Here is a 17,947-nt window from a genome sequence, read left to right as displayed (position 1 = left end):
AAGCGTTCGTAACCATGAGAAAATACCCCATAGTTACGGTGCGGGGATCGGTTTGCGACCGCCACGAACCCCGTTCCTATCGTCGATTCGATCGATCGATGTCGACCCGATGGCCGACGTGGATTCCGTGACTGGCCATCCACCCACGCGGCACTTCGAGGATATACTGTCCTCGGCCAGTGCGCTGGATGTTCTCGCCGTTCTCGTTCGGCCCCGGTGCGGGCGCGCTCTCGATCGCGTTGATGCGGCCGTCGGCTCCGATGAAGACGATGTCGAGCGGGAAATCCATCTCCCGCATCACGTAGGTGTGCTCCGACGACTCCTCGTAGGTGAACAGCATGCCGGAGCCGTTCGCGAGCGACGAGGTGTTCGAGAGCCCAGTGTACTTCTGCTGGTAGGTGTCGGCGATCCGGACATCGACGGTGCCGAGGGTCTGACTACAGTTGTTGGTGATCGTCACCTCTGCGCGCTCGTAATCGTCCGGCGCACCCATGAACGCCGCCGGTGGCGGGACGACTCCGGCCGCGACCGCCGCGGTGAGCACCAGCGCGAGCACCGCGACCACGCCGATACCGTTGAGAGCGCGCTGGAGCGCCATACTTCGATCGTGGGCCGGGGACGGCCTAAGCGTTCCGACAGAGAGAAAAGGTTATTCGGACCGCACCGATTGATCGGATGCGGGGCTCGTGGTCTAGGTGGTTATGACGCGGCCTTTACAAGGCCGAGGTCGGTGGTTCGAATCCGCCCGAGCCCATCCGTTCTCGATCCTGCACGAGTTCGAGGAGAGCGATCGTCCCCGGCAGCGAGCAGCGGTCAGCGCCGCATGAACTCGGAGAGCCGATCGGTGAGTCCGCCGCCGCCGAGTTTGAGGTAGTACGCCGCGCCGCCGTCCTCGTAGTAGTTTTCGATGTGCCGTTTGATCTCGAAGCCGATGTGTTCGTAGAAGTCGATGGCGGCCTCGTTGGTCGCGCGGGCGTGACAGGTCACGCTGTCGTGTTCGTCGGCGACGGTCGCCATGAGCTTGCGACCGAACCCCTCGCCGCGGTGGGTGGGATCGACCGCGAGAAAGAGGACGTAGCCGTCACGGCGAACGGCAGCGAATCCGATGAGATCGTCCGTCTCCGAGCCATGTTCGCCGCCATGAACGCCCGCGAACAGGAGATGGACGGTCGCGCGACGATAGGCGTTGGCGAAAAAGCCACGACGTTGTTTGAGAACGGCCTCTTCGTGCCGAATACACTCTTTCAGCTCCCACGCGGCGTCGACGTGCTCGTCGCTGCCCGCCTCGACGACGCGCCTCGTGACATCCACACTCACTGCCGACCGATAGCGCGCGCATCGATATAATTCCACCGCCCGTGCATGCACAACGCTTTCCGGTGGGGCTCCAATCAGGCGAGGGTATGTCCGATGTAGATACCCCTGCGACGACCACACCGGGGGCGAACGCGGGAGTTCGCGAAACGCTCCGCGAGTGGGTGATCACCGGGGCCGCACTCACGATCCCGTTTCTCATCACGGTGATGGTACTCGCGTTCGTATTGAACTTCGTCAGCAACCTTCTCACGCCGGTCGTCGATGTCGCCCGGTATTTCGGACTCGTTAGCCCGATGGTGATGATGGCGCGCTCGCTCGGCCTCGGGCCGGAGTTCGGCTCCGTGCTCATCGAACTCGGGACGGTGCTCCTCCTGGTGGCGATCGTCCTCGGCGTGGGGATCGTCGCCACCCACACCTCCTCCGACCGCGAGTTCTCGAAGCTCTTTCACACCGCGATGGAAGCGATTCCGGGAGTCGGCTCGGTCTACACCAGCTTTCGACGGATGAGCGACGTGTTGATCGAGAGCGACACCTCCAGCTTCCAGGAGGTCAAACTCGTTGAGTTCCCGAACGAGGGCACCTACTCCTTCGCGTTCGTGACCGCCGAACCGCCCGCTTCGGTCGACGAGGCCGCAAGCCACGACGACCTCCGGACGCTGTTCATGCCGCTCGCGCCGAACCCAGTGATGGGTGGGTTCCTGATCCACGTCCCGGCAGCGCAGATCTACGACGTTGATCTCACCGTCGAGGAGGCCGTCAGCGCGATCGTCACTAGCGGCGTCGCGATCGGCGACACCGACGACGCGACGAGTCTCTCGGCGGACGAACTCGCCGCACTCGGACGGTACGGCGGTGCCGAACAGGTCAACGGTGGCGAAACTACCGATGATGGCTCAGCCGGACCCGACGCTGTGAAAGCGACCGACACCGAAGAGGCGATGGTGGGGGCGACCGACGGCACCGAGTCGACGATCAGCAAGACTGAGGACGAACGGACCCGGAACGAGGAGCCGTGAGTTTCGAACTCCGGGAGCACACCGCCGACGTCGCGGTCGCCGCCGACGGTGCCAGCCTCGATGGAACCTTCGCGGCGGTCGCCAACGGGCTGGCGGCGGCGATGTGTGAATCGATTCCGGCGGACGGCGCGCGTTTCGATCTCACCACGTCGGCCGAAAACCGGGAGGCGTTGCTGTACGAGTACCTCGCCGAACTCATCTACCAGCGCGACGTCCGGGGCGTCCTGCCGGTCGACAACCACGCGACGATCCAGCGAGACGGCGGTGCGCAAGGGGAGGACGCCTGGCAGCTCGACGGGAGCGCACGCGGCGTCCCACTCGAAACCGTCGACGCCCGGGAGGTGAAGGCAGTCACGTACTCGGAGATGCGAATCGAACGAACTGCCGACGGCTGGCAAGCGTACGTCGTGTTCGACGTGTAGGGTGGGTGGAGTGGCCCCGAGAGACGAAACCCTCTCAGGGAACGCCGGAGTAGGCCCTGGTATGGACACCTACGACGCTGACGGGATCACGCTCGAACGAGTAGGGGAATACGTCTGGGAGATCCCCCAGGAGGGCGAGATGAACGCGCCCGCACGGGTGCTCGCGAGCGAGGCGCTGCTGGACGAGATTTCGGACGACATGACGCTCGAACAGCTCAAGAACTCGACGCACCTTCCTGGCGTGACGAAGCACGCGATCTGCATGCCCGACGGCCACCAGGGTTACGGCTTCCCGGTCGGTGGGGTCGCGGGCATCGACGCAGAGAACGGCTGTATCTCACCGGGAGCCGTCGGGTTCGACATCAACTGCGGCGTCCGGATGATGACGACGAACCTGACCTACGCGGACATCGAGGGCCACGAGGAGGAACTGGTCGAATCGCTGTTCGCAAACATCCCCTCCGGACTCGGCGGCGGTGGCGTGGTCGAGTCGGGCGTCGACACCGTGGAGGCAATCCTCGAACGGGGGATGGACTGGGCGCTGGAGGAGGGCTACGCGGTCGAGGACGATATCGCACACTGCGAGGACGAAGGCCGACGACCGGACGCCGATCCCGGGGTGGTCTCACAGAAGGCGAAGGACCGCGGGAAGAACCAGATCGGGAGCCTCGGCTCGGGAAACCATTTCCTCGAAGTCCAGCGCGTGACCGACGTTTTCCGTGAGGACGTGGCGGATGCGTACGGCCTCACTGAAGACCAGATCGTGGTGTTGATCCACTGCGGGAGCCGGGGACTAGGCCACCAGGTCTGCACTGAGTACACCCGCGAGGTCGAGCAGGCCCATCCCGGGCTGCTCGATCAGCTCCCGGACAAGGAGCTCGCGGCCGCACCCGCCGGCAGCCAGCTCGCCGACGACTACTACGGCGCGATGTGTGCCGCGATCAACTACGCATGGGTCAACCGCCAGCTCATCATGCACCGCACTCGCGAGGTGTTCGAACGCGTCTTCGATCGCTCGTGGGAGGACATGGAGATGGATCTCCTCTACGATGTTGCGCACAACATCGCGAAGAAGGAAGTCCACGAGGTGGGGGTCGGGCCGGAGGGCCGACCGGCAGGAGACGACGCAGCCGTCGACGGCGAGGAGCGCGAACTCTACGTCCACCGGAAGGGCGCGACGCGGGCGTTCCCGGCCGGCCATCCGGAAGTCCCGAGCGCGTACCGCGACGTTGGCCAGCCCGTCATCATCCCTGGAAGTATGGGCGCGGGGAGCTACGTCCTCCGTGGCGGCGAGGCCTCGCTCGAAACCACGTTCGGCTCGACGGCCCACGGTGCGGGCCGGACGATGAGCCGGACCCAGGCGAAAAACGAGTTCTGGGGCGAGGACGTCCAGGACGAGTTGGAGGAACAGAAGGTGTACGTGAAGGCCCAGAGCGGCGCAACGGTGGCCGAGGAAGCGCCCGGGGTCTACAAAGACGTCGACGAAGTGGTGCGGGTGTCGGACGAGTTGGGGATCGGTGATACGGTCGCACGGACGTTCCCGGTCTGCAATATCAAGGGCTGACTCAGAGGAAGTCGAACGAAACGTCCGCTGGCGTCGTGCGTGCGTCGATTTCGCGACCCGCCTCGTACTTCACGAAGTTCAGGTAGAACATCTCGCTACAGCCTTCACCCTCCGTCTCACTCGCCCCGCAGACGATCTCGACCCCGTCGCTTGCCTCGAACTCCTCGTACGGAGCGGCGTACTCCCAGCCGTCGAGTGCGAACGGCGTCACCGACTTGTCGGCGAGGCTAGCGTCGCGATCGAGGGTGACGACCGCATCGCAGCGTGGGCAGGTATACCGGACGGCGACCATATCGGCTGGTGGAACCGATCGCATATAGCTCCGGTGTCCCCGGCAGTAGTGATGCGGTGGCGGTGCGGCGGCGGTGGCCATGAGCGCGCCCGAGCGCGACAGCGCCGGGCGTGCGAACACGGGGGAGGGCAAGGACCTTAGCGCGTGCCGGGCTACGCGCCCGGCGCGCGCAATGCGTTGCTGTACGGACTGGTAGACATGAAAAGGGCGAGCGAGCGCGCCAAGCGCGAGCGAGGGCTTTCGGGCGGAACGGCTTTGAGGCCGACGCGAGAGGGTGGACGTATGATCGACGAGACGGTCGAGGAGATCCGGGAGATGCGGACCCACTCTTCCTCGGTGGTCGCCGTCAAGGCTGCCCGCGCGCTCGAAACCCTCACTGAACGTGAGTTCCGGAGCCTCGACGACTACCTTCGGGACGTCGAGCGCAACGCGACCGCGCTCCGCCAGGCGAACCCCTCGCACGCCTCGCTCCAGAACACCCAGCGCGAGATCGTCGACAGCGTGACCGACGCCGATCCCGAGGACATCGAGGCCGCGAAAGCCAGAACCAGCGAGGCCATTCGAACGGTGATCGAGCGGGTCGAGATGGCGAAACGCCGCGCCGCCGAGTACGGCGCAGCCGCGATCGAGGACGGAACGACCGTCCTGACCCACGATTACTCCTCCACCGTGCTGGAGGCGATCGAACTCGCCGCGCGGGACGGGGCCGCGATCGAGGTGTACGTGACCGAGGCGCGTCCCCGCTATCTCGGGCGGAAGAGCGCGCGCACCCTCGCGGGAATCGACCGGATCGAAACCCATCTGATCGTCGACAGCGCGTGCGGGCACTTCCTCCCTGAGTGCGACCGTGTCCTCTTCGGGATGGACTGCATCGTCGGCGACACTCTCTACAACCGGGTCGGAACCTTTCCGATCGCCGCGACTGCCGCGACCTGTGACGTGCCCGTCACCGTGATCGGTTCAGGGGCGAAGATCATCGACGAGGGGTTCGTCTTCGAGAACGAGTTTCGATCGAGTAGCGAAGTGATGCGCGAACCGGCCGAGGGGTTTCGGCTCGAAAATCCCGCTTACGACGCAACACCCACCGAACTGCTCGATACGGTCATCACCGACGAAGGAATGGGCGCGCTCGACTGACTACGCGATCGCGAGGCGGGTGGGCCGACGAGCGATGACCGCGCCACACTCGGGACAGATGTAGGCGGCGCGGTCGCGATCGTCGTCGGTCGTGTGTTCGACGTGCCAGTCACCATCGATCGTGCTTTCGTGGCCGCAGTCCGGGCAGTACAACGTCGTCTTTCTCCAAGTGCCGCCGTCCGGCGGTGGCCGGCGTTCCGATCGAGTCATGGCCGTTGATACGGTTGCGACGAATATACGTCTGGCGGAGAGTTCCCTCAAATGAACTATTTTGCCAATCAATGGTGCAGAATGGTGGGTCGGATAGAGCGGTCGGTGGGGAGTGTGTCGGGGCGGCGCGCTATCTGAACATCTGGTCGTCGTACCGGTGGTCGTCGGTCGATTCGACGTGTTCGGCCAGGCTCTCGTAGTGCTGGCGGACTTCCTCCGCGAACGAGCGCAGTGGACCGGCGTCGACACCGAGATCGTAGATCGTGTCGGCGGTTTCGAGCAGTCTCGCGGCGGCCTCGGCGTCGGGCGCGAGCGGATGCACAGGTGTCGTGAGCACACAGGCGTCGAGCGGCGAGTCGATGCCACGGGCCATGAGTGTCCCGTTGATACCGTCGAGGAAGCCGTTGCCCATCGGCTGGACGTCGATCCCGTCGAGCCGTCGCTCGCGGTAGGCCTCGGTGGCGACGTAGAACGATCGGTGTTCGCCGGGGCCGTGGGCCATCGGCACTCCCGACAGCACTGTGGTCTCCGTAACCCCGTTCGACTCCGTCCATTCGAGAACCGATTCGGCGAGCGCGGCGGCGGCCGGCAATGGGACGAACAACTCACCGACCAACACCGTAATATCGAGATCGGGACGGGAGAACAGTCTCGTGTGGTGGCGCGCCACGCCGTCGGAAAACGGCGTGATCGCGGGGAGTCGATCGGCGGTGATGTGGCCTGTCTGCTCGAGATCGAGCTGATCGACCAGCGAGTCGGCGGCGGTGAGGCCAGCCATCCCGAACTCCGCGAAGCCAGCGAGCAGCGTCTCCGGTGGCTCCGCGTCGTGGACCACGTCGAACGTCGCGTCGGGGCTGGTCCGGATCGTCTCGGCCATGGTCCGATCCACGACTGGCGGGCGTTTAGTCGTTTCCCGGTTGATGACTGCGCCGCGAACCACGATTTTGGTAGTGGACGCGGTCGCGGGGCAGTGGTGGCGGTGCGGTTGCGGTACCTGGCGGATGAAGGGCGAGGCCCGCGGAGCGGGCCGAGGGCTTCGGTGGTGCTGTGCGGATGCGGAGGCGGTTGCTGTAGCGGGGAGTGCCAGCGATCCCACCGCGAGCGACCGAAGGGAGCGAGCGGGGGTTTTTGATCCACATTTTTGCGAGGAGCGGTGCGCGAGTGAGCGAAACGAGCGAGCGCACCCGACGAAGTAAAAAGGTGGGTCGGAATCCTTTTTCCTACCGACGGTGAGCGGAGGACATGGAGGCGGAAGGCGTGACGTGGGGCGTCACGCAGCGAGCACAGGTCGGCACGCAACTGAACGGTACGCCCGAAAACGGTAGTATCGAGAACAGTACCGGCGAGGTCGTCGAGACCGCGACTCGGGTGCTGCCCGAGTGGGTTCCCCAGTGGTCGGTGCAGGTGGCGCTGGCACTGGTGGTGCTCGGGCTCGCGTGGTACGGATCGAAGCTCTTCGTCAGGCTGATCGGGCGTCGTGTCGCGCGCCGCTTCCGCCGCCCCAGCGTCACTCGGGCAGTGCTGCGCACGATCCGCGTCGTCGTCATGTTCTTCGGGTTGCTCACGGCGGCGGCGATCCTCGGAGTCGGACTTAGCAACATCCTGCTGTCGGTGACAGTGCTCACGGCAGCCACCGCCGTCGTGATCTCGCCGATCCTCGGCAGCATCATCAGCGGTCTGTTCGTCCTCTCCGATCAATCGTACGAGATCGGCGACATGATCGAACTCACCGATACAGATACGCAGATCCGTGGTTTCGTCGAGGACATCACCTTCCAGTACACCAAGATATTCACGCTCGACAACACCTTTCTGGTGATCCCGAACGGGACGATCCGCGACCGCGACGTGATCAACTACTCCGCCGAAGACCCACGGACGAGGCTCTCACTCGACATTCTCGTGACCTACGAGGGCGACCTCGCGCAAGCTCGGGATCTGATCGAGCGCGCGGCCCGGGACGTCGATACCGTGATCCGGGGTGGACCGGACATCCGGATCGGTAGCGCGCGCTATCCTGCCGCGCCGACGTGCTACATCAACGAGTACGCCGACAGCGGCGTGTTGCTGACACTGCGGTACTGGGTCCGAGAGCCGTACAAACTCTTGACTGTGCGTTCGGCGGTGCAAGAGAACATCTGGGAGCGACTCGACGGGACCGACGTCGAGTTCGCATACCCACACACGCAGGTCGTCTTCGGTGATTCCAACGACTCGTCCATACCGCACGACGGCCCGCAGTTCGACGACCGGCGAGGGTGAGAGAGCCGACTCACCCGGAACGCGGCGCGGCGACGACGTGACAGTCGAGCTGGTCGCTCAAGTACTGTGCGACGTCCGGCTCGTCGGTGATCCGGCGAACCATCCGCCGCCACCGGCCAGCCTGCTTCCGGCCGATCACGACCACGTCGGCGTCCTCGGTGGCGACCTCGTCGAGGATGGTCTCCTCGACGAGGAAGCCGGTGCGGACGGCGTACCGCGTCCGGTCGAGCGGACCGAACTGCTCTTCGACCGCGTGCTTGAGGTCGGCCTGCGTGACCCGCTGGTTCGACTGGTAGAGATCGACGTGGAGCACCGAGAGGGCGGCATCGCGTTCGTCGGCGACCGCGATCGCGGTTTCGAGCGTGCGCCGGGAGTGTTCGCTCAGCGGATACCGGACGGGCACGACGACCTGCGTCATCGATCGTTCGTAGCGGAGCGAGTTGCCTGAACCTTTTCATTCCACTATCGTGGCGGTGCGCGTCGCGCGACCGCTCGCAGCAACCTCAGTGCACCGGACCCAGTACGCACTTGTCCGGCGCGGCCCACCGTCGATCATGGACGCGAAAACGACCGCAGACGGCCGGCGGCTCTACGTCGACCGTGAGGCGGCCGAACGCGGCTCGAAGGGGCCGTTTTTCGTGGCGTACACGAGTGAAACCGACGACTCACGGTGGGGCTACTACTGCGCGAACTGCGGCGCGTTCGACAACGCGATGGATGCGATGGGCCGACTCAAGTGCAACGTGTGCGCCAACATCAAGAAACCGGACGAGTGGGACGCAGCCCACGAGTAGCGAACGAACTATACAGTGGCGTTCGGGGAGGAACACTTATTGCGTGACGTGTTGTACTCTCCGTCGAATGGGGGCTGTTAGCATACCACCGACCGAGGCGGCTCGATCGATCTTCACCGACCTCGGCTACACCGTCTCCGGGAGCGGCCGCGAGTTCAGCGCCGAGCGAAAGTGGCGTGTCGTCGCCGTCACGGCTGCCGATGAATCGACGGAACTACCCGAATCGGGCGATCTTCGGTGTTTCGTCGCTCGCACCGACACCGCACACGATCTCCGCGAGCGACTGCTCGCGACCAAACCCGACTACGACTGGGCGGTCATCGGCGTCGACGGTGCCGGCGACTACGAGGTGCTCCACCCCTCGCTCGGCCCCGCACTCGTCGCCTGAGGCCGTCGGACTACAGCCGGCGTCGTGCCGCCGCGAGCCCGGCGTCGGGATCGACGTCGGCGTCTTGATCTGCGAGCACGTCGCCGAGTGCCGCCACGAGCGCGAGAACGTTCGCCGGTCGTGCGGAGTGGCCCATACACCCCACTCGGAGCACGTCGCCAGCGAGGTCGCCGAGCCCGCCAGCGACCTCGATCCCGTGTTCGGCGAGGAGGTGATCGATGACCACTGTATCGTCGACGCCGTCGGGGAGTGCCACAGTGTTCAGGCTCGGGAGCCACGACTCGCTCGCGAGACCGAGCCCCATCGCCTCGACGCCGTCACGGAGCGCGCCCGCAACCCGCTCGTGGCGCTCCCAGCGTGCCTCGATCCCCTCCTCCGCCACCAGTCGAAGCGCCTCGCGAAGCGCGTAGACGTTGGTGATCGGCGCGGTGTGGTGGTACGCACGCTCCTCGCCCCAGTAGTCCGCGAGCAGTGAGAGATCGAGATACCATGACCGAACCGGCGCGTCGCGGCTCGTGACCTTCTCGACCGCGCGTTCGGAGAGGGTGAGCGGGCTCGCGCCCGGCGGCGCGGAGAGACACTTCTGGGTGGCCGAGTACGCCGCGTCGATCCCCCATTCGTCGACCCGGAGCTCGACGCCGCCGAGTGATGTCACGGTGTCCGCGACGACGAGCGCACCGTGATCGTGGGCGGTCTCGGTGAGCGCCGGCACGTCGTGTTGGAGCACGCCGGTGCTGGTCTCGGCGTGGACGAACCCCACCACGTCGGGGTCGTGGGTTTCACACGCCGCGGCCACGTCGTCCGGATCGAGCGGCGCACCCCACGGGGCGTCGACGCGCTCGACCGAACCGCCCGCCCGCCGGACCATCGAGGCCATCCGATCACCGAAGTACCCGTTGTCCGGAACTAGAACTGTGTCGCCGGGCTCGGTGAGGTTCGCGATCGCGCTCTCCATCGCGGCCGATCCCGTGCCGCTCACGGGGATGGTGAACTCGTTGTCGGTTTGGAAGGTGTATCGAAGCAGCTCCTGAACTTCGTCCATCAGGTCGACAAAGGCCGGGTCGAGATGGCCGACCAGAGGCGTGCTCATCGCTCGCCGCACGCGCGGGTGGACCTCGCTCGGGCCGGGCCCCATCAACATTCGATCCGGTGGCGTGAGTTCGCCGACTTCGGGCGGTTCCATACCGCCATCCGGAGGGCTGTGAGCAAAAGGATGGGGAAATCGGCGTGATCCGTTCCTCGGGACTGTCGATTGACGATCGAGCGCGGGACGGGAGTGCATCGCGTACCCACGAGTCACTTAATACTGTCGGCACGCTTTATCGAGACATGTTCGTCGGCCACGGACTGTTGGCGTTCGCGCTCGTTGCGGCCGGCGCACGCTGGGCCGGGCGCTCGCGCGAGCACGCGCTCACACTCGGCGTAGCGGCCGGCGCGTTCGCCACGCTTCCCGATGTCGACATCCTCTATGCGCCGCTCGGATTGGTGGCGTCCGGTGCATTCGACGTCGAGGGGTTCTGGGCTGCCGGCAACGTCGTCCACCGTGCAGTCACCCACTCCCTCGTCGTCGCGGCGATCGCGGCGATCGCGTTTCGCTACTGGAGTCGGGCGGAGCGGTCGGCGACCGCGCCGGCGATGAGCACCGCACGTGCGACGGGATGGTCGACAGCTGTGACTGTCGATCGCGCTGTGGCCGTCGTACTCCTCGCGAGCCTCACCGTCGTCGCCGGGATCGTCAGTGGTCTGCTCGGCGCGTTCGTCATGACCGTGTTCGGCCTCGTGGGCTGCGCCGTGACGACGGTGGCGGTTCGACGTGGCGATCTCTCCCCGAACGCAGTCCTGCTCGTCGCGGCGTTCGGCCTCGCCAGTCACCCGTTCGGCGATCTGGTCACCGGGGGACCGCCACAGCTGCTCTACCCGTTCGACCTCGGCCTGTTGACCCAGCGCATCAGCCTCGCTGCCGACCCGACGCTGCATCTGTTCGGCGCGTTCTGGCTCGAACTCGCCACGCTCTGGCTCGCGCTCGTGGTCTACACCACACTCACCGACCGCCGGGTGCGCGAGGCGATCCACGGCCGGGCGGCGCTCGGCGTGGCCTACGCAGCGGCTGTACTTGCCGTGCCTGCACCGACGCTCGCATCGTCGTACGAGTTCGTCTTCAGCGTGCTGGCGGTCGGAATCGTCGGTCCCGTACCGCTCGTGCGACGGCAGTGGCGCGCGTGGCGACGGACACACCGGCCGGCCGGCGAGTACGGTGGGATCGCGGCGGCGCTCACCGGCCTCACGGCGATCACGCTCGCGTCGGTCGGTTATGCGATCGCCTACGCCGTGCTCTGAGGACGGCAGTCTTATCCTTCGGGCGACGAACGAGGGGCTATGTCGCGGGCGGACATCGGTCGGATCGTCGAGAGCGAGCGCCTGAACGCGAGACTCGGGTGGGTGCTGATCGCGTTCGTCGCGGTGGTCGCAGCAGCGAACCTGTTCGAGGGCGACCTCCTCGGAGCAGGGTTCGCGGCGAGCGTCGTGGCTCTCGTTTCGTTCCCCTCGATCGCGTTCGGTTCTCCACGGGCGATGTTGCCGTGGGAGGTGCTCGCGGTCGTCGCACTTCCGATGATCGGCCGCACGATCGCCCCGCCGGTGGTCGCCGAAGTCGCCACGTACCTCGGTGTGGCGGCGATCGCACTGGTGATCGCGGTCGAACTGCACCTCTTTACGACTGTCGAGATGAGCTATCGCTTCGCCGTGGTTTTCGTCGTGATCACCACGATCGCGACCGCCGGAATTTGGGCGGTCGCGCGCTGGGTCTCCGATCTCACCCTCGGTACTGGTTTTCTGGTGTCCGAGGACGCGCTGATGTGGGAGTTCGTCGCCTCGACCGTCGCCGGGATCGGTGCGGGGATCGTCTTCGAGTGGTACGTTCGCCGGCGGCTCGACCCCGCCCGGTTCGCCGGAGGCGTCGAATGAACCTTCGCGATCGAATCGGAATCACCGAGCGCCGCCAGCGCCAACTCACGTGGGCGATGGAGGTCGGGTTGGTCGGGATGTTCTTCATCGGGCTCGATCGTGGGACCACGGGGATCGTGGTCAACACCGGCATCGCGTTGCTCGTAACGCGGCTCCCCTCGGTGCTCGAACACGATTTCGGGATTCCGATGGATCCAGGACTCACCCTCTGGATCACGAGCGCGGTGTTCCTCCACGCCTTTGGTACTGTAGGCCTGCCGGGGTCACCGCTCACGCCCTACCAGTCGGTCTGGTGGTACGATCACCTCACGCACGGGCTGTCGGCGTCAGTGGTCGCGGCGGTGGGCTACGCCGCTGTCCGTGCGCTCGACGTTCACAGCGACGAGGTGTCCTATCCGCCGGAGTTCACGGTCGTGTTCGTGTTCCTGTTCGTGCTCGCGTTCGGTGTGCTCTGGGAGGTCATCGAGTTCACGGTCGCGGAGCTCGCCGCGGTACTCGGGACCGGCAGCGTGCTGACGCAGTACGGGCTCGAAGACACGATGCTCGATCTCATCTTCGACACCGTCGGCGCGGCGGTGGTCGCGATCTGGGGTGGCGCACGCCTGAGTGGGGTCGTGAGCGCACTTGCCGACCGATTCGACGCTGCGAGGCGCGGTACCGAGCGATAGTCGTCGTCGGGATCACCGACCACCGGGAGCCACGGTTTTATGCCGTCGCCGAGCGAACCGGGCGACGCACATGGTGTACAAAAAGATCACACTGATCGGGACGAGCGACGAAGGGTTCGATGCGGCCGTCGATGAAGCCGTCGACCGAGCAGAGGATACCCTCGACAACGTGAAATGGGCCAACACCGAGAACCTCGGCGTCGAGATCGCGAACGCTGACGGTCGCGAGTACCAGGCCGAGGTCGAGGTCGCGTTCGAGCTGGACGAATAGTCCGACAACGGTGCGGACGGATGCGATCGCGGTGCGGGGCGGTTGCGGAACGGCGCGGATGCGGAGTGGTGCGGTGCTGCGCGGAGCGGTGGCCGTGAGCGCGCCCGAGCGCGACAGCGCCGGGCGCGCTAACATGGGGAAGGGTAGGGCCTTAGCGCGTGCCGGGCCACGCGCCCGGCGCGCGTAATGCGTTGCTGTGCAGCCTGGAGGACATGAAAAGGGCGAGGCGCGCCGCCAAGGCGCGCCGAGGGCTTTCAAGTGCGCCAGTAGGCCGGGGTGAGAAGCACCAGAACGGGCAGGATCTCGAGGCGGCCGATCCACATCAGAAACGTCAGTAGAAGCTTCGACGTGGCCGGAAACTCGAGGTAGCTGTTCATCGGGCCGACTACACCGAACCCGGGGCCGACGTTGCCGAGGGTCGCAGCGACGGCGCTCATCGACTCGAACGGAGTCACCTGATAGCCGACCCGCCACGCGTCGACAACAACCAGCACCGTGGCGACGAAAAAGAAGACGAGATACAGCAGCGTGAACGCGTAGATGCCCCTGATAGCGCGCTCATCGACGACCCGGCCGCCGAGTCGAACCGGCGAGACCGCTTTGGGATGGATAGTCGTGAAGAGTTCACGGCGGAGTGATTTGACGATCACTACCCACCGGACGATCTTGATCGCGCCGCCGGTCGAGCCCGCCGAGCCACCGACGAACATCGCGAACAGGAGGAGGTATTTGGCTGGCGCGCCCCACGTGTTGAAGTCCATGCTGGCGTAGCCAGTCGTCGTGACGATCGAAACGACCTGAAACGCCGCGTGACGCACCGAATCCTCGAGTGCGCCGATGATCGGTGGAACGGCCGACGGGTTCGTGTTGATCCCGATCCCGGTAACCAGCAGCCCCGCGATCACGGCCGTCAGCACGCCGACGACGCCGGCGTACGATTGGAACTCGGTGTCCCGAAACAGGCGTTCGGGCTCGCCGTTGAGGGCGTGCCAGAACAGCGCGAAGTTCGCTCCGGCGGCGATCATGAACGGGATGATGACCCACTGCACAGCGGCGGAGAACGCCTCGATCGAACGGGCTTCCGGTGAGAATCCTCCAGTCGGCATCGTCGTGAGCGGGTGCGAGACGGCGTTGAAGAGGTCCATGTTCGGGGCGAGCCCACCGAGATGGAGGCCGTAGAGGANGACGCTCTTCCGATCTATGGCTTCCCGGCGCTTCGGCGTCCATCAACTGCGCGCCACCGACCGAGAGTTCGGGCAGGATCGCCACGGCAAGAACGACGATCCCCATCCCACCGAGCCACTGGGTGAGCTGCCGCCAGAGCATGATCGCATGGGAGTGCCGATCGAGCGAGATGTCACCCATCACGGTCGCGCCAGTGGTGGTAAAGCCGCTCATCGACTCGAACAGCGCGTTCACGGGATGGGTGAGCGTCGATTCGGTGCCGAAAAATCCCGCGAGGAGGTAGGGGATCGTCCCGATGATCGCGACCAGGAGCCACGTGAGCGCGACCATCAGGAAGCCCTCGCGCGCGCCGAGGTCGGGATCGGGATCGACGCGTTCGAGGCCGACGCCGATGGCGACGGTGACGGCGAACGCGGCGGCGAACGTGGGTGCGTCGGCTCCGTAGTACAGACCCACGGCGAGCGGCACGAGCAACACTCCGGAGAGGTATTTGACGACCGTTCCGACGAGGCCGACGCTCGACCCCCAGTCGACGTGCGACCAACTCACCGCTCCCACCCCGAGATCACGTTCGATCCGGTGACTGTCGATCGGATCAATCTATCGCTCTCGATCCAGACGATCGCCTACGACCGCCAGAAGGCAGTCGTGAAGAGCACGAGGACGGGAACGATCTCGATACGGCCGATCCACATTAGGACGATCATCACCAACTTCGTTGAGACGGGGAACGCCTCGTAGCTTCCATAGGGACCGGCGAGTCCGAACGCCGGCCCGATGTTGAGAAACGTTGAGGCCGCCGCCCCCATCGCCTCAAACTCGCCGAGGGCGAGACCGACCCGCGCGGTGTCCACGATCACGAACACCGTCAGAAACGCGAAGATCACGACGCTCACCAGGGTGTAGGTGTAGACGTCGCGGATCGTCCCCTCGTCGATCGGCTGGCCGGAGAGGCGAATCGGTCGGATGGCCTCCGGGTGGATCGCCGTGAAGAGGTCACGGCGGAACGCCTTGACGACGACGAGCCATCGAAGCGTCTTGATCGAGCAGGTGGTACTGCCGGCCATCCCACCGACGAACATTCCGACGAGGAGGACGTGGCGCGCGAGCGGTGGCCACACGTCGAAGTCGACGGTCGCGTAGCCAGTCGTCGTGAAGATCGAGACGGCCTGAAAGACGGCGTGACGAACGGTATCGAGGCCCGAGAATCCCTCCTCGAACGCCAGTGCGGCCACGATGAGGGCCGTCGCGCCGGCGAGGACCGCGAGGTAGAAGCGAAACTCCTCGCTCTCGCGGAGCCGCGAGGGATCGCCGCGGGCGAGGTAGTACAGCAGGACGAAGTTGGTCGCGCCGACGATCATGAACAGGATCACGACCCACTGGACGGACGGGGAGAACGCCCCGACGCTCGCCGGCTCGGGCGAGAATCCGGCGGTCGAGACGGTCGTGAGCGCGTGGGCGACCGCGTTGTAGGGGCCCATGTTCGGAGCCAGACCTGCGATCCGGAGCGCGAGCAACACGAGGACCAACAGCGCCGTCAGCCCGACGTACAGTCCGCCGAGCAGACGCGCGGTGCCGGCGATGCTGGGGGTGAGTTTCGTGACGTTCCTGGTCTGAGTCTCGGTCTCCATGAGCTGTGCGCCGCTGACCGAGAGCTGCGAGAGCAGTCCGACCGCGAGCACGAGGATGCCGAGCCCACCGAGCCACTGGAGCACGCTCCGCCACAGCAGAATCGACCGCGAGTGGATGTCGAACGACTGGATGACCGTCGCTCCCGTGGTGGTGATCCCGCTCATCGACTCGAACAGCGCGTTCACCGGGGTCGCGAGAACGCCCGTGTCGGCGAGAACGAATGGAATCGCTCCGACGAGCGCGACCGAAAGCCACGAGAGCGCCACCAGCAAGAACGCCTCGCGTGGGCCCGTATCGCTGCGTTCGAACCGTTCCAAACCCTCACCTAGAACGAGTGCGGGGACGAGCGGGACGACGAACGGAACGGCCGATTCGCCGTAACCGAGCGCGACCAACGCGAGAACGCCGAACGGCCACGCGAGCCCCTTCAGCACGGTGCCGAGGAGGCTCGCGGTCGTCCGGAGGTCGACCCGGACGGCCATCAGACCTGGCTGGCGACGGCGTCGATGGCGTCGATCTCGGCGAACACGACGACGTGATCGCCGACCTCCACCACTGTGTCACCTCGCGGCGTGACGAACGCCCCGTCGCGAGTGATCGCGCCGATGGTCACCCTCGCTGGGAGGTCGGCGGCGGACTCGCGGATCGGGCGGCCGGCGAGCACGCTGTCGTCGGCGATCTCGATTTCGAGCACCTCCGCGCGGTCCCGGTCGACGATCGCGACGTTCTCGGGGGTGCCATCGTGCGCGAGTCGGATGATCTCCTCGGCGGTCGCCTCGCGTGGGTTGATCGCCGCGCCGACGCCCACCGCCTCGAAGAGGTCGGTGTACTCGGCGGTCTCGACCAGTGCGACCGTTCGTGGCACCCCGATCCGCGTGGCGAGTAGACTGGCGAGCAGGTTCTTCTCGTCGCTGCCGAGCGCTGCGATCACCACGTCGGCATCGTCGACGTGTTCGCGCTGGAGGAACTCCTGGTCAGTTGCGTCGCTCTGCATCACCGTGGTGCCGGCGAGCTGCTCCGCGAGCTCGCGGGCGCGGTCCGGGTCGCGCTCGACGAGCCGTGGGTGGAGCCCGCGGTCTTCGAGCAGCCGCGCGGCCTCGACCGCGATCTCGCTGCCGCCGACAATCACGACGTCCTTGCCGTCCTCGTTACGCCCCGGTGCGAGGTCGCCCGCGAACGTGCGCGTGTTCTCGGGGCTCCCGATCACGACCAGCTCGTCGCCGGCCTCGATCGTCGTCTCCCCGTCGGGAATGACGACCTTGCCGTCCCGGAGCATCGCCGCGAAGGTGAGTTCGGTGAAGTGATCGGCCTCGGCCACCGTCCGGCCCGCCACGGGGCTGCCCTCGGGCACGCAGAACTCCGCCATCATCACGCGGCCCTCGGCGAACACGTCGACGTCCCGAGCGGCGGGCAGCCCGATGACCCGGACCATGGTCTCGGCCGCCAGCAGGTTGGTACAGACCATGAAGTCGACACCGAACGCGCCACCGGCCTCCTGCCACGTGTCGAGGTAGTTGGTCCGCTTCACCCGGGCGACGGTGAACGCGTCGCTCGCGGTCTTTGCCGTCGCACACGCTACGATGTTGGTTTCGTCGTCGTCGGTGCTCGCGATCAGGAGGTCCGCCGCCTCGATTTCGGCTTCCCGGAGCGTCGACAGCGACGCACCGTCGCCCTCGATGGCGAGCACGTCGAGCGAGTACGTCAGCGCGTCGACCCGCTCCGCGTCCGTATCGACCACCACGACCTCGTGGTCGGTGTCGAGACTCGCAGCGATGGAGGAACCGACCTGCCCCGCCCCGATGATGACTACCCGCACGTGTACCGC

At 66.0% G+C, this 17,947-nt stretch carries 20 protein-coding genes, 1 tRNA gene and 1 pseudogene; 12 read left to right on the top strand and 10 right to left on the bottom strand.

The genetic code is table 11. The annotated features are described in order from the left end of the window. Positions 1–76: 76 nt before the first annotated feature. Positions 77–598 carry a DUF192 domain-containing protein gene (locus C449_RS11410; RefSeq protein ID WP_006078173.1) on the bottom strand — a complete coding sequence of 174 codons (522 nt, stop codon included), beginning with the start codon at positions 596–598 and terminating at the stop codon, positions 77–79. Positions 599–680: 82 nt separating this feature from the next. Between C449_RS11410 and C449_RS11405 the strand changes: the two genes are divergently transcribed. Beyond that, a tRNA-Val gene (locus C449_RS11405) sits at positions 681–754 on the top strand. A gap of 59 nt (positions 755–813) precedes the next feature. Here C449_RS11405 and C449_RS11400 read toward each other — a convergent pair. Next, positions 814–1,317 (bottom strand): GNAT family N-acetyltransferase, encoded by a 504-nt coding sequence (locus C449_RS11400; RefSeq protein ID WP_006078172.1) that lies wholly within the window; start codon positions 1,315–1,317, stop codon positions 814–816. A gap of 86 nt (positions 1,318–1,403) precedes the next feature. Here C449_RS11400 and C449_RS11395 point away from each other — a divergent pair, with 86 nt between their 5' ends. The 3 genes from C449_RS11395 to C449_RS11385 all read left to right on the top strand — a co-directional run bounded on the left by C449_RS11395 (position 1,404) and on the right by C449_RS11385 (position 4,319). Then, positions 1,404–2,333 (top strand): DUF502 domain-containing protein, encoded by a 930-nt coding sequence (locus tag C449_RS11395; protein ID WP_006078171.1) that lies wholly within the window; start codon positions 1,404–1,406, stop codon positions 2,331–2,333. After that, positions 2,330–2,755: an archease gene (locus tag C449_RS11390; protein ID WP_006078170.1), complete on the top strand. Its 426-nt coding sequence runs from the start codon at positions 2,330–2,332 to the stop codon at positions 2,753–2,755. The genes C449_RS11395 and C449_RS11390 overlap by 4 nt, the downstream gene beginning before the upstream one ends. 61 nt (positions 2,756–2,816) lie before the next feature. Continuing rightward, on the top strand, positions 2,817–4,319 hold the full coding sequence (locus C449_RS11385) for an RtcB family protein (RefSeq protein ID WP_006078169.1): 1,503 nt from the start codon (positions 2,817–2,819) through the stop codon (positions 4,317–4,319). 1 nt (position 4,320) lies between these two features. Here the strand turns inward: C449_RS11385 and C449_RS11380 are convergent, their stop codons facing one another. Next, positions 4,321–4,611 (bottom strand): hypothetical protein, encoded by a 291-nt coding sequence (locus C449_RS11380; protein ID WP_006078168.1) that lies wholly within the window; start codon positions 4,609–4,611, stop codon positions 4,321–4,323. Positions 4,612–4,893: 282 nt separating this feature from the next. Here C449_RS11380 and C449_RS11375 point away from each other — a divergent pair, with 282 nt between their 5' ends. Then, positions 4,894–5,748 carry a translation initiation factor eIF-2B gene (locus C449_RS11375; RefSeq protein ID WP_006078167.1) on the top strand — a complete coding sequence of 285 codons (855 nt, stop codon included), beginning with the start codon at positions 4,894–4,896 and terminating at the stop codon, positions 5,746–5,748. Here C449_RS11375 and C449_RS11370 read toward each other — a convergent pair whose 3' ends face one another. Both C449_RS11370 and C449_RS11365 read right to left on the bottom strand, forming a co-directional pair. Continuing rightward, a complete protein-coding gene (locus tag C449_RS11370) occupies positions 5,749–5,958 on the bottom strand; it encodes a phage terminase large subunit family protein (protein ID WP_006078166.1) in 210 nt (69 codons plus the stop codon). Between the two features lie 130 nt (positions 5,959–6,088). Continuing rightward, entirely contained in the window at positions 6,089–6,835 is a 747-nt protein-coding gene (locus tag C449_RS11365) for a proteasome assembly chaperone family protein (RefSeq protein ID WP_006078165.1), read from the bottom strand. A gap of 365 nt (positions 6,836–7,200) precedes the next feature. On the opposite strand from C449_RS11365, the gene C449_RS11360 reads away from it, so the two are divergent. Next, the gene (locus C449_RS11360; RefSeq protein WP_006078164.1) at positions 7,201–8,220 is read left to right on the top strand and encodes a mechanosensitive ion channel family protein; all 1,020 of its coding nucleotides are present in this window, start codon (positions 7,201–7,203) and stop codon (positions 8,218–8,220) included. Between the two features lie 10 nt (positions 8,221–8,230). Here C449_RS11360 and C449_RS11355 read toward each other — a convergent pair whose 3' ends face one another. Continuing rightward, positions 8,231–8,638: a universal stress protein gene (locus tag C449_RS11355; RefSeq protein WP_006078163.1), complete on the bottom strand. Its 408-nt coding sequence runs from the start codon at positions 8,636–8,638 to the stop codon at positions 8,231–8,233. Between the two features lie 136 nt (positions 8,639–8,774). Between C449_RS11355 and C449_RS11350 the strand changes: the two genes are divergently transcribed. Both C449_RS11350 and C449_RS11345 read left to right on the top strand, forming a co-directional pair. Continuing rightward, positions 8,775–9,014 (top strand): DUF5816 domain-containing protein, encoded by a 240-nt coding sequence (locus tag C449_RS11350; protein WP_006078162.1) that lies wholly within the window; start codon positions 8,775–8,777, stop codon positions 9,012–9,014. 67 nt (positions 9,015–9,081) lie between these two features. Next, positions 9,082–9,402 carry a DUF7116 family protein gene (locus C449_RS11345; RefSeq protein ID WP_006078161.1) on the top strand — a complete coding sequence of 107 codons (321 nt, stop codon included), beginning with the start codon at positions 9,082–9,084 and terminating at the stop codon, positions 9,400–9,402. 10 nt (positions 9,403–9,412) lie between these two features. Here C449_RS11345 and C449_RS11340 read toward each other — a convergent pair whose 3' ends face one another. Beyond that, positions 9,413–10,585 (bottom strand): pyridoxal-phosphate-dependent aminotransferase family protein, encoded by a 1,173-nt coding sequence (locus C449_RS11340; protein ID WP_006078160.1) that lies wholly within the window; start codon positions 10,583–10,585, stop codon positions 9,413–9,415. Positions 10,586–10,731: 146 nt separating this feature from the next. Between C449_RS11340 and C449_RS11335 the strand changes: the two genes are divergently transcribed. From C449_RS11335 to C449_RS11320, 4 genes are all read left to right on the top strand, one after another. Continuing rightward, complete coding sequence (locus tag C449_RS11335; RefSeq protein WP_006078159.1) at positions 10,732–11,739, top strand: metal-dependent hydrolase; 1,008 nt, start codon at positions 10,732–10,734, stop codon at positions 11,737–11,739. Between the two features lie 39 nt (positions 11,740–11,778). Continuing rightward, positions 11,779–12,366, top strand: a complete 588-nt coding sequence (locus tag C449_RS11330; RefSeq protein WP_006078158.1) for a hypothetical protein — start codon at positions 11,779–11,781, stop codon at positions 12,364–12,366. Beyond that, a complete protein-coding gene (locus tag C449_RS11325) occupies positions 12,363–13,034 on the top strand; it encodes a hypothetical protein (protein WP_006078157.1) in 672 nt (223 codons plus the stop codon). Before C449_RS11330 ends, C449_RS11325 begins: the two co-directional genes overlap by 4 nt. Positions 13,035–13,104: 70 nt before the next feature. Continuing rightward, positions 13,105–13,305, top strand: a complete 201-nt coding sequence (locus C449_RS11320) for a dodecin (RefSeq protein ID WP_006078156.1) — start codon at positions 13,105–13,107, stop codon at positions 13,303–13,305. A gap of 254 nt (positions 13,306–13,559) precedes the next feature. Here the strand turns inward: C449_RS11320 and C449_RS11315 are convergent. The 3 genes and pseudogenes from C449_RS11315 to trkA all read right to left on the bottom strand — a co-directional run bounded on the left by C449_RS11315 (position 13,560) and on the right by trkA (position 17,938). Continuing rightward, positions 13,560–15,039, bottom strand: a pseudogene (locus C449_RS11315) (TrkH family potassium uptake protein). A 77-nt stretch (positions 15,040–15,116) separates the two neighbouring features. Further along, on the bottom strand, positions 15,117–16,604 hold the full coding sequence (locus tag C449_RS11310) for a TrkH family potassium uptake protein (protein ID WP_006078154.1): 1,488 nt from the start codon (positions 16,602–16,604) through the stop codon (positions 15,117–15,119). Then, the gene (gene trkA, locus C449_RS11305; RefSeq protein ID WP_006078153.1) at positions 16,604–17,938 is read right to left on the bottom strand and encodes a Trk system potassium transporter TrkA; all 1,335 of its coding nucleotides are present in this window, start codon (positions 17,936–17,938) and stop codon (positions 16,604–16,606) included. Before trkA ends, C449_RS11310 begins: the two co-directional genes overlap by 1 nt. Positions 17,939–17,947: the final 9 nt, after the last annotated feature.

It is taken from the genome of Halococcus saccharolyticus DSM 5350, from assembly GCF_000336915.1.
Classification (GTDB): Archaea; Halobacteriota; Halobacteria; order Halobacteriales; family Halococcaceae; genus Halococcus; species Halococcus saccharolyticus.
Note: the sequence above shows the minus strand (reverse complement) of the source record. Positions and strands in the feature narration are given on the sequence as shown.

Coding starts and splice junctions, on each gene's coding strand:
- C449_RS11410 (WP_006078173.1), bottom strand. CDS start 598: ATGGCGCTCCAGCGCGCTCTCAACGGTATCGGCGTGGTCGCGGTGCTC.
- C449_RS11395 (WP_006078171.1), top strand. CDS start 1,404: ATGTCCGATGTAGATACCCCTGCGACGACCACACCGGGGGCGAACGCG.
- C449_RS11385 (WP_006078169.1), top strand. CDS start 2,817: ATGGACACCTACGACGCTGACGGGATCACGCTCGAACGAGTAGGGGAA.
- C449_RS11380 (WP_006078168.1), bottom strand. CDS start 4,611: ATGGTCGCCGTCCGGTATACCTGCCCACGCTGCGATGCGGTCGTCACC.
- C449_RS11375 (WP_006078167.1), top strand. CDS start 4,894: ATGATCGACGAGACGGTCGAGGAGATCCGGGAGATGCGGACCCACTCT.
- C449_RS11370 (WP_006078166.1), bottom strand. CDS start 5,958: ATGACTCGATCGGAACGCCGGCCACCGCCGGACGGCGGCACTTGGAGA.
- C449_RS11365 (WP_006078165.1), bottom strand. CDS start 6,835: ATGGCCGAGACGATCCGGACCAGCCCCGACGCGACGTTCGACGTGGTC.
- C449_RS11360 (WP_006078164.1), top strand. CDS start 7,201: ATGGAGGCGGAAGGCGTGACGTGGGGCGTCACGCAGCGAGCACAGGTC.
- C449_RS11355 (WP_006078163.1), bottom strand. CDS start 8,638: ATGACGCAGGTCGTCGTGCCCGTCCGGTATCCGCTGAGCGAACACTCC.
- C449_RS11350 (WP_006078162.1), top strand. CDS start 8,775: ATGGACGCGAAAACGACCGCAGACGGCCGGCGGCTCTACGTCGACCGT.
- C449_RS11345 (WP_006078161.1), top strand. CDS start 9,082: ATGGGGGCTGTTAGCATACCACCGACCGAGGCGGCTCGATCGATCTTC.
- C449_RS11340 (WP_006078160.1), bottom strand. CDS start 10,585: ATGGAACCGCCCGAAGTCGGCGAACTCACGCCACCGGATCGAATGTTG.
- C449_RS11335 (WP_006078159.1), top strand. CDS start 10,732: ATGTTCGTCGGCCACGGACTGTTGGCGTTCGCGCTCGTTGCGGCCGGC.
- C449_RS11330 (WP_006078158.1), top strand. CDS start 11,779: ATGTCGCGGGCGGACATCGGTCGGATCGTCGAGAGCGAGCGCCTGAAC.
- C449_RS11325 (WP_006078157.1), top strand. CDS start 12,363: ATGAACCTTCGCGATCGAATCGGAATCACCGAGCGCCGCCAGCGCCAA.
- C449_RS11320 (WP_006078156.1), top strand. CDS start 13,105: ATGGTGTACAAAAAGATCACACTGATCGGGACGAGCGACGAAGGGTTC.
- C449_RS11310 (WP_006078154.1), bottom strand. CDS start 16,604: ATGGCCGTCCGGGTCGACCTCCGGACGACCGCGAGCCTCCTCGGCACC.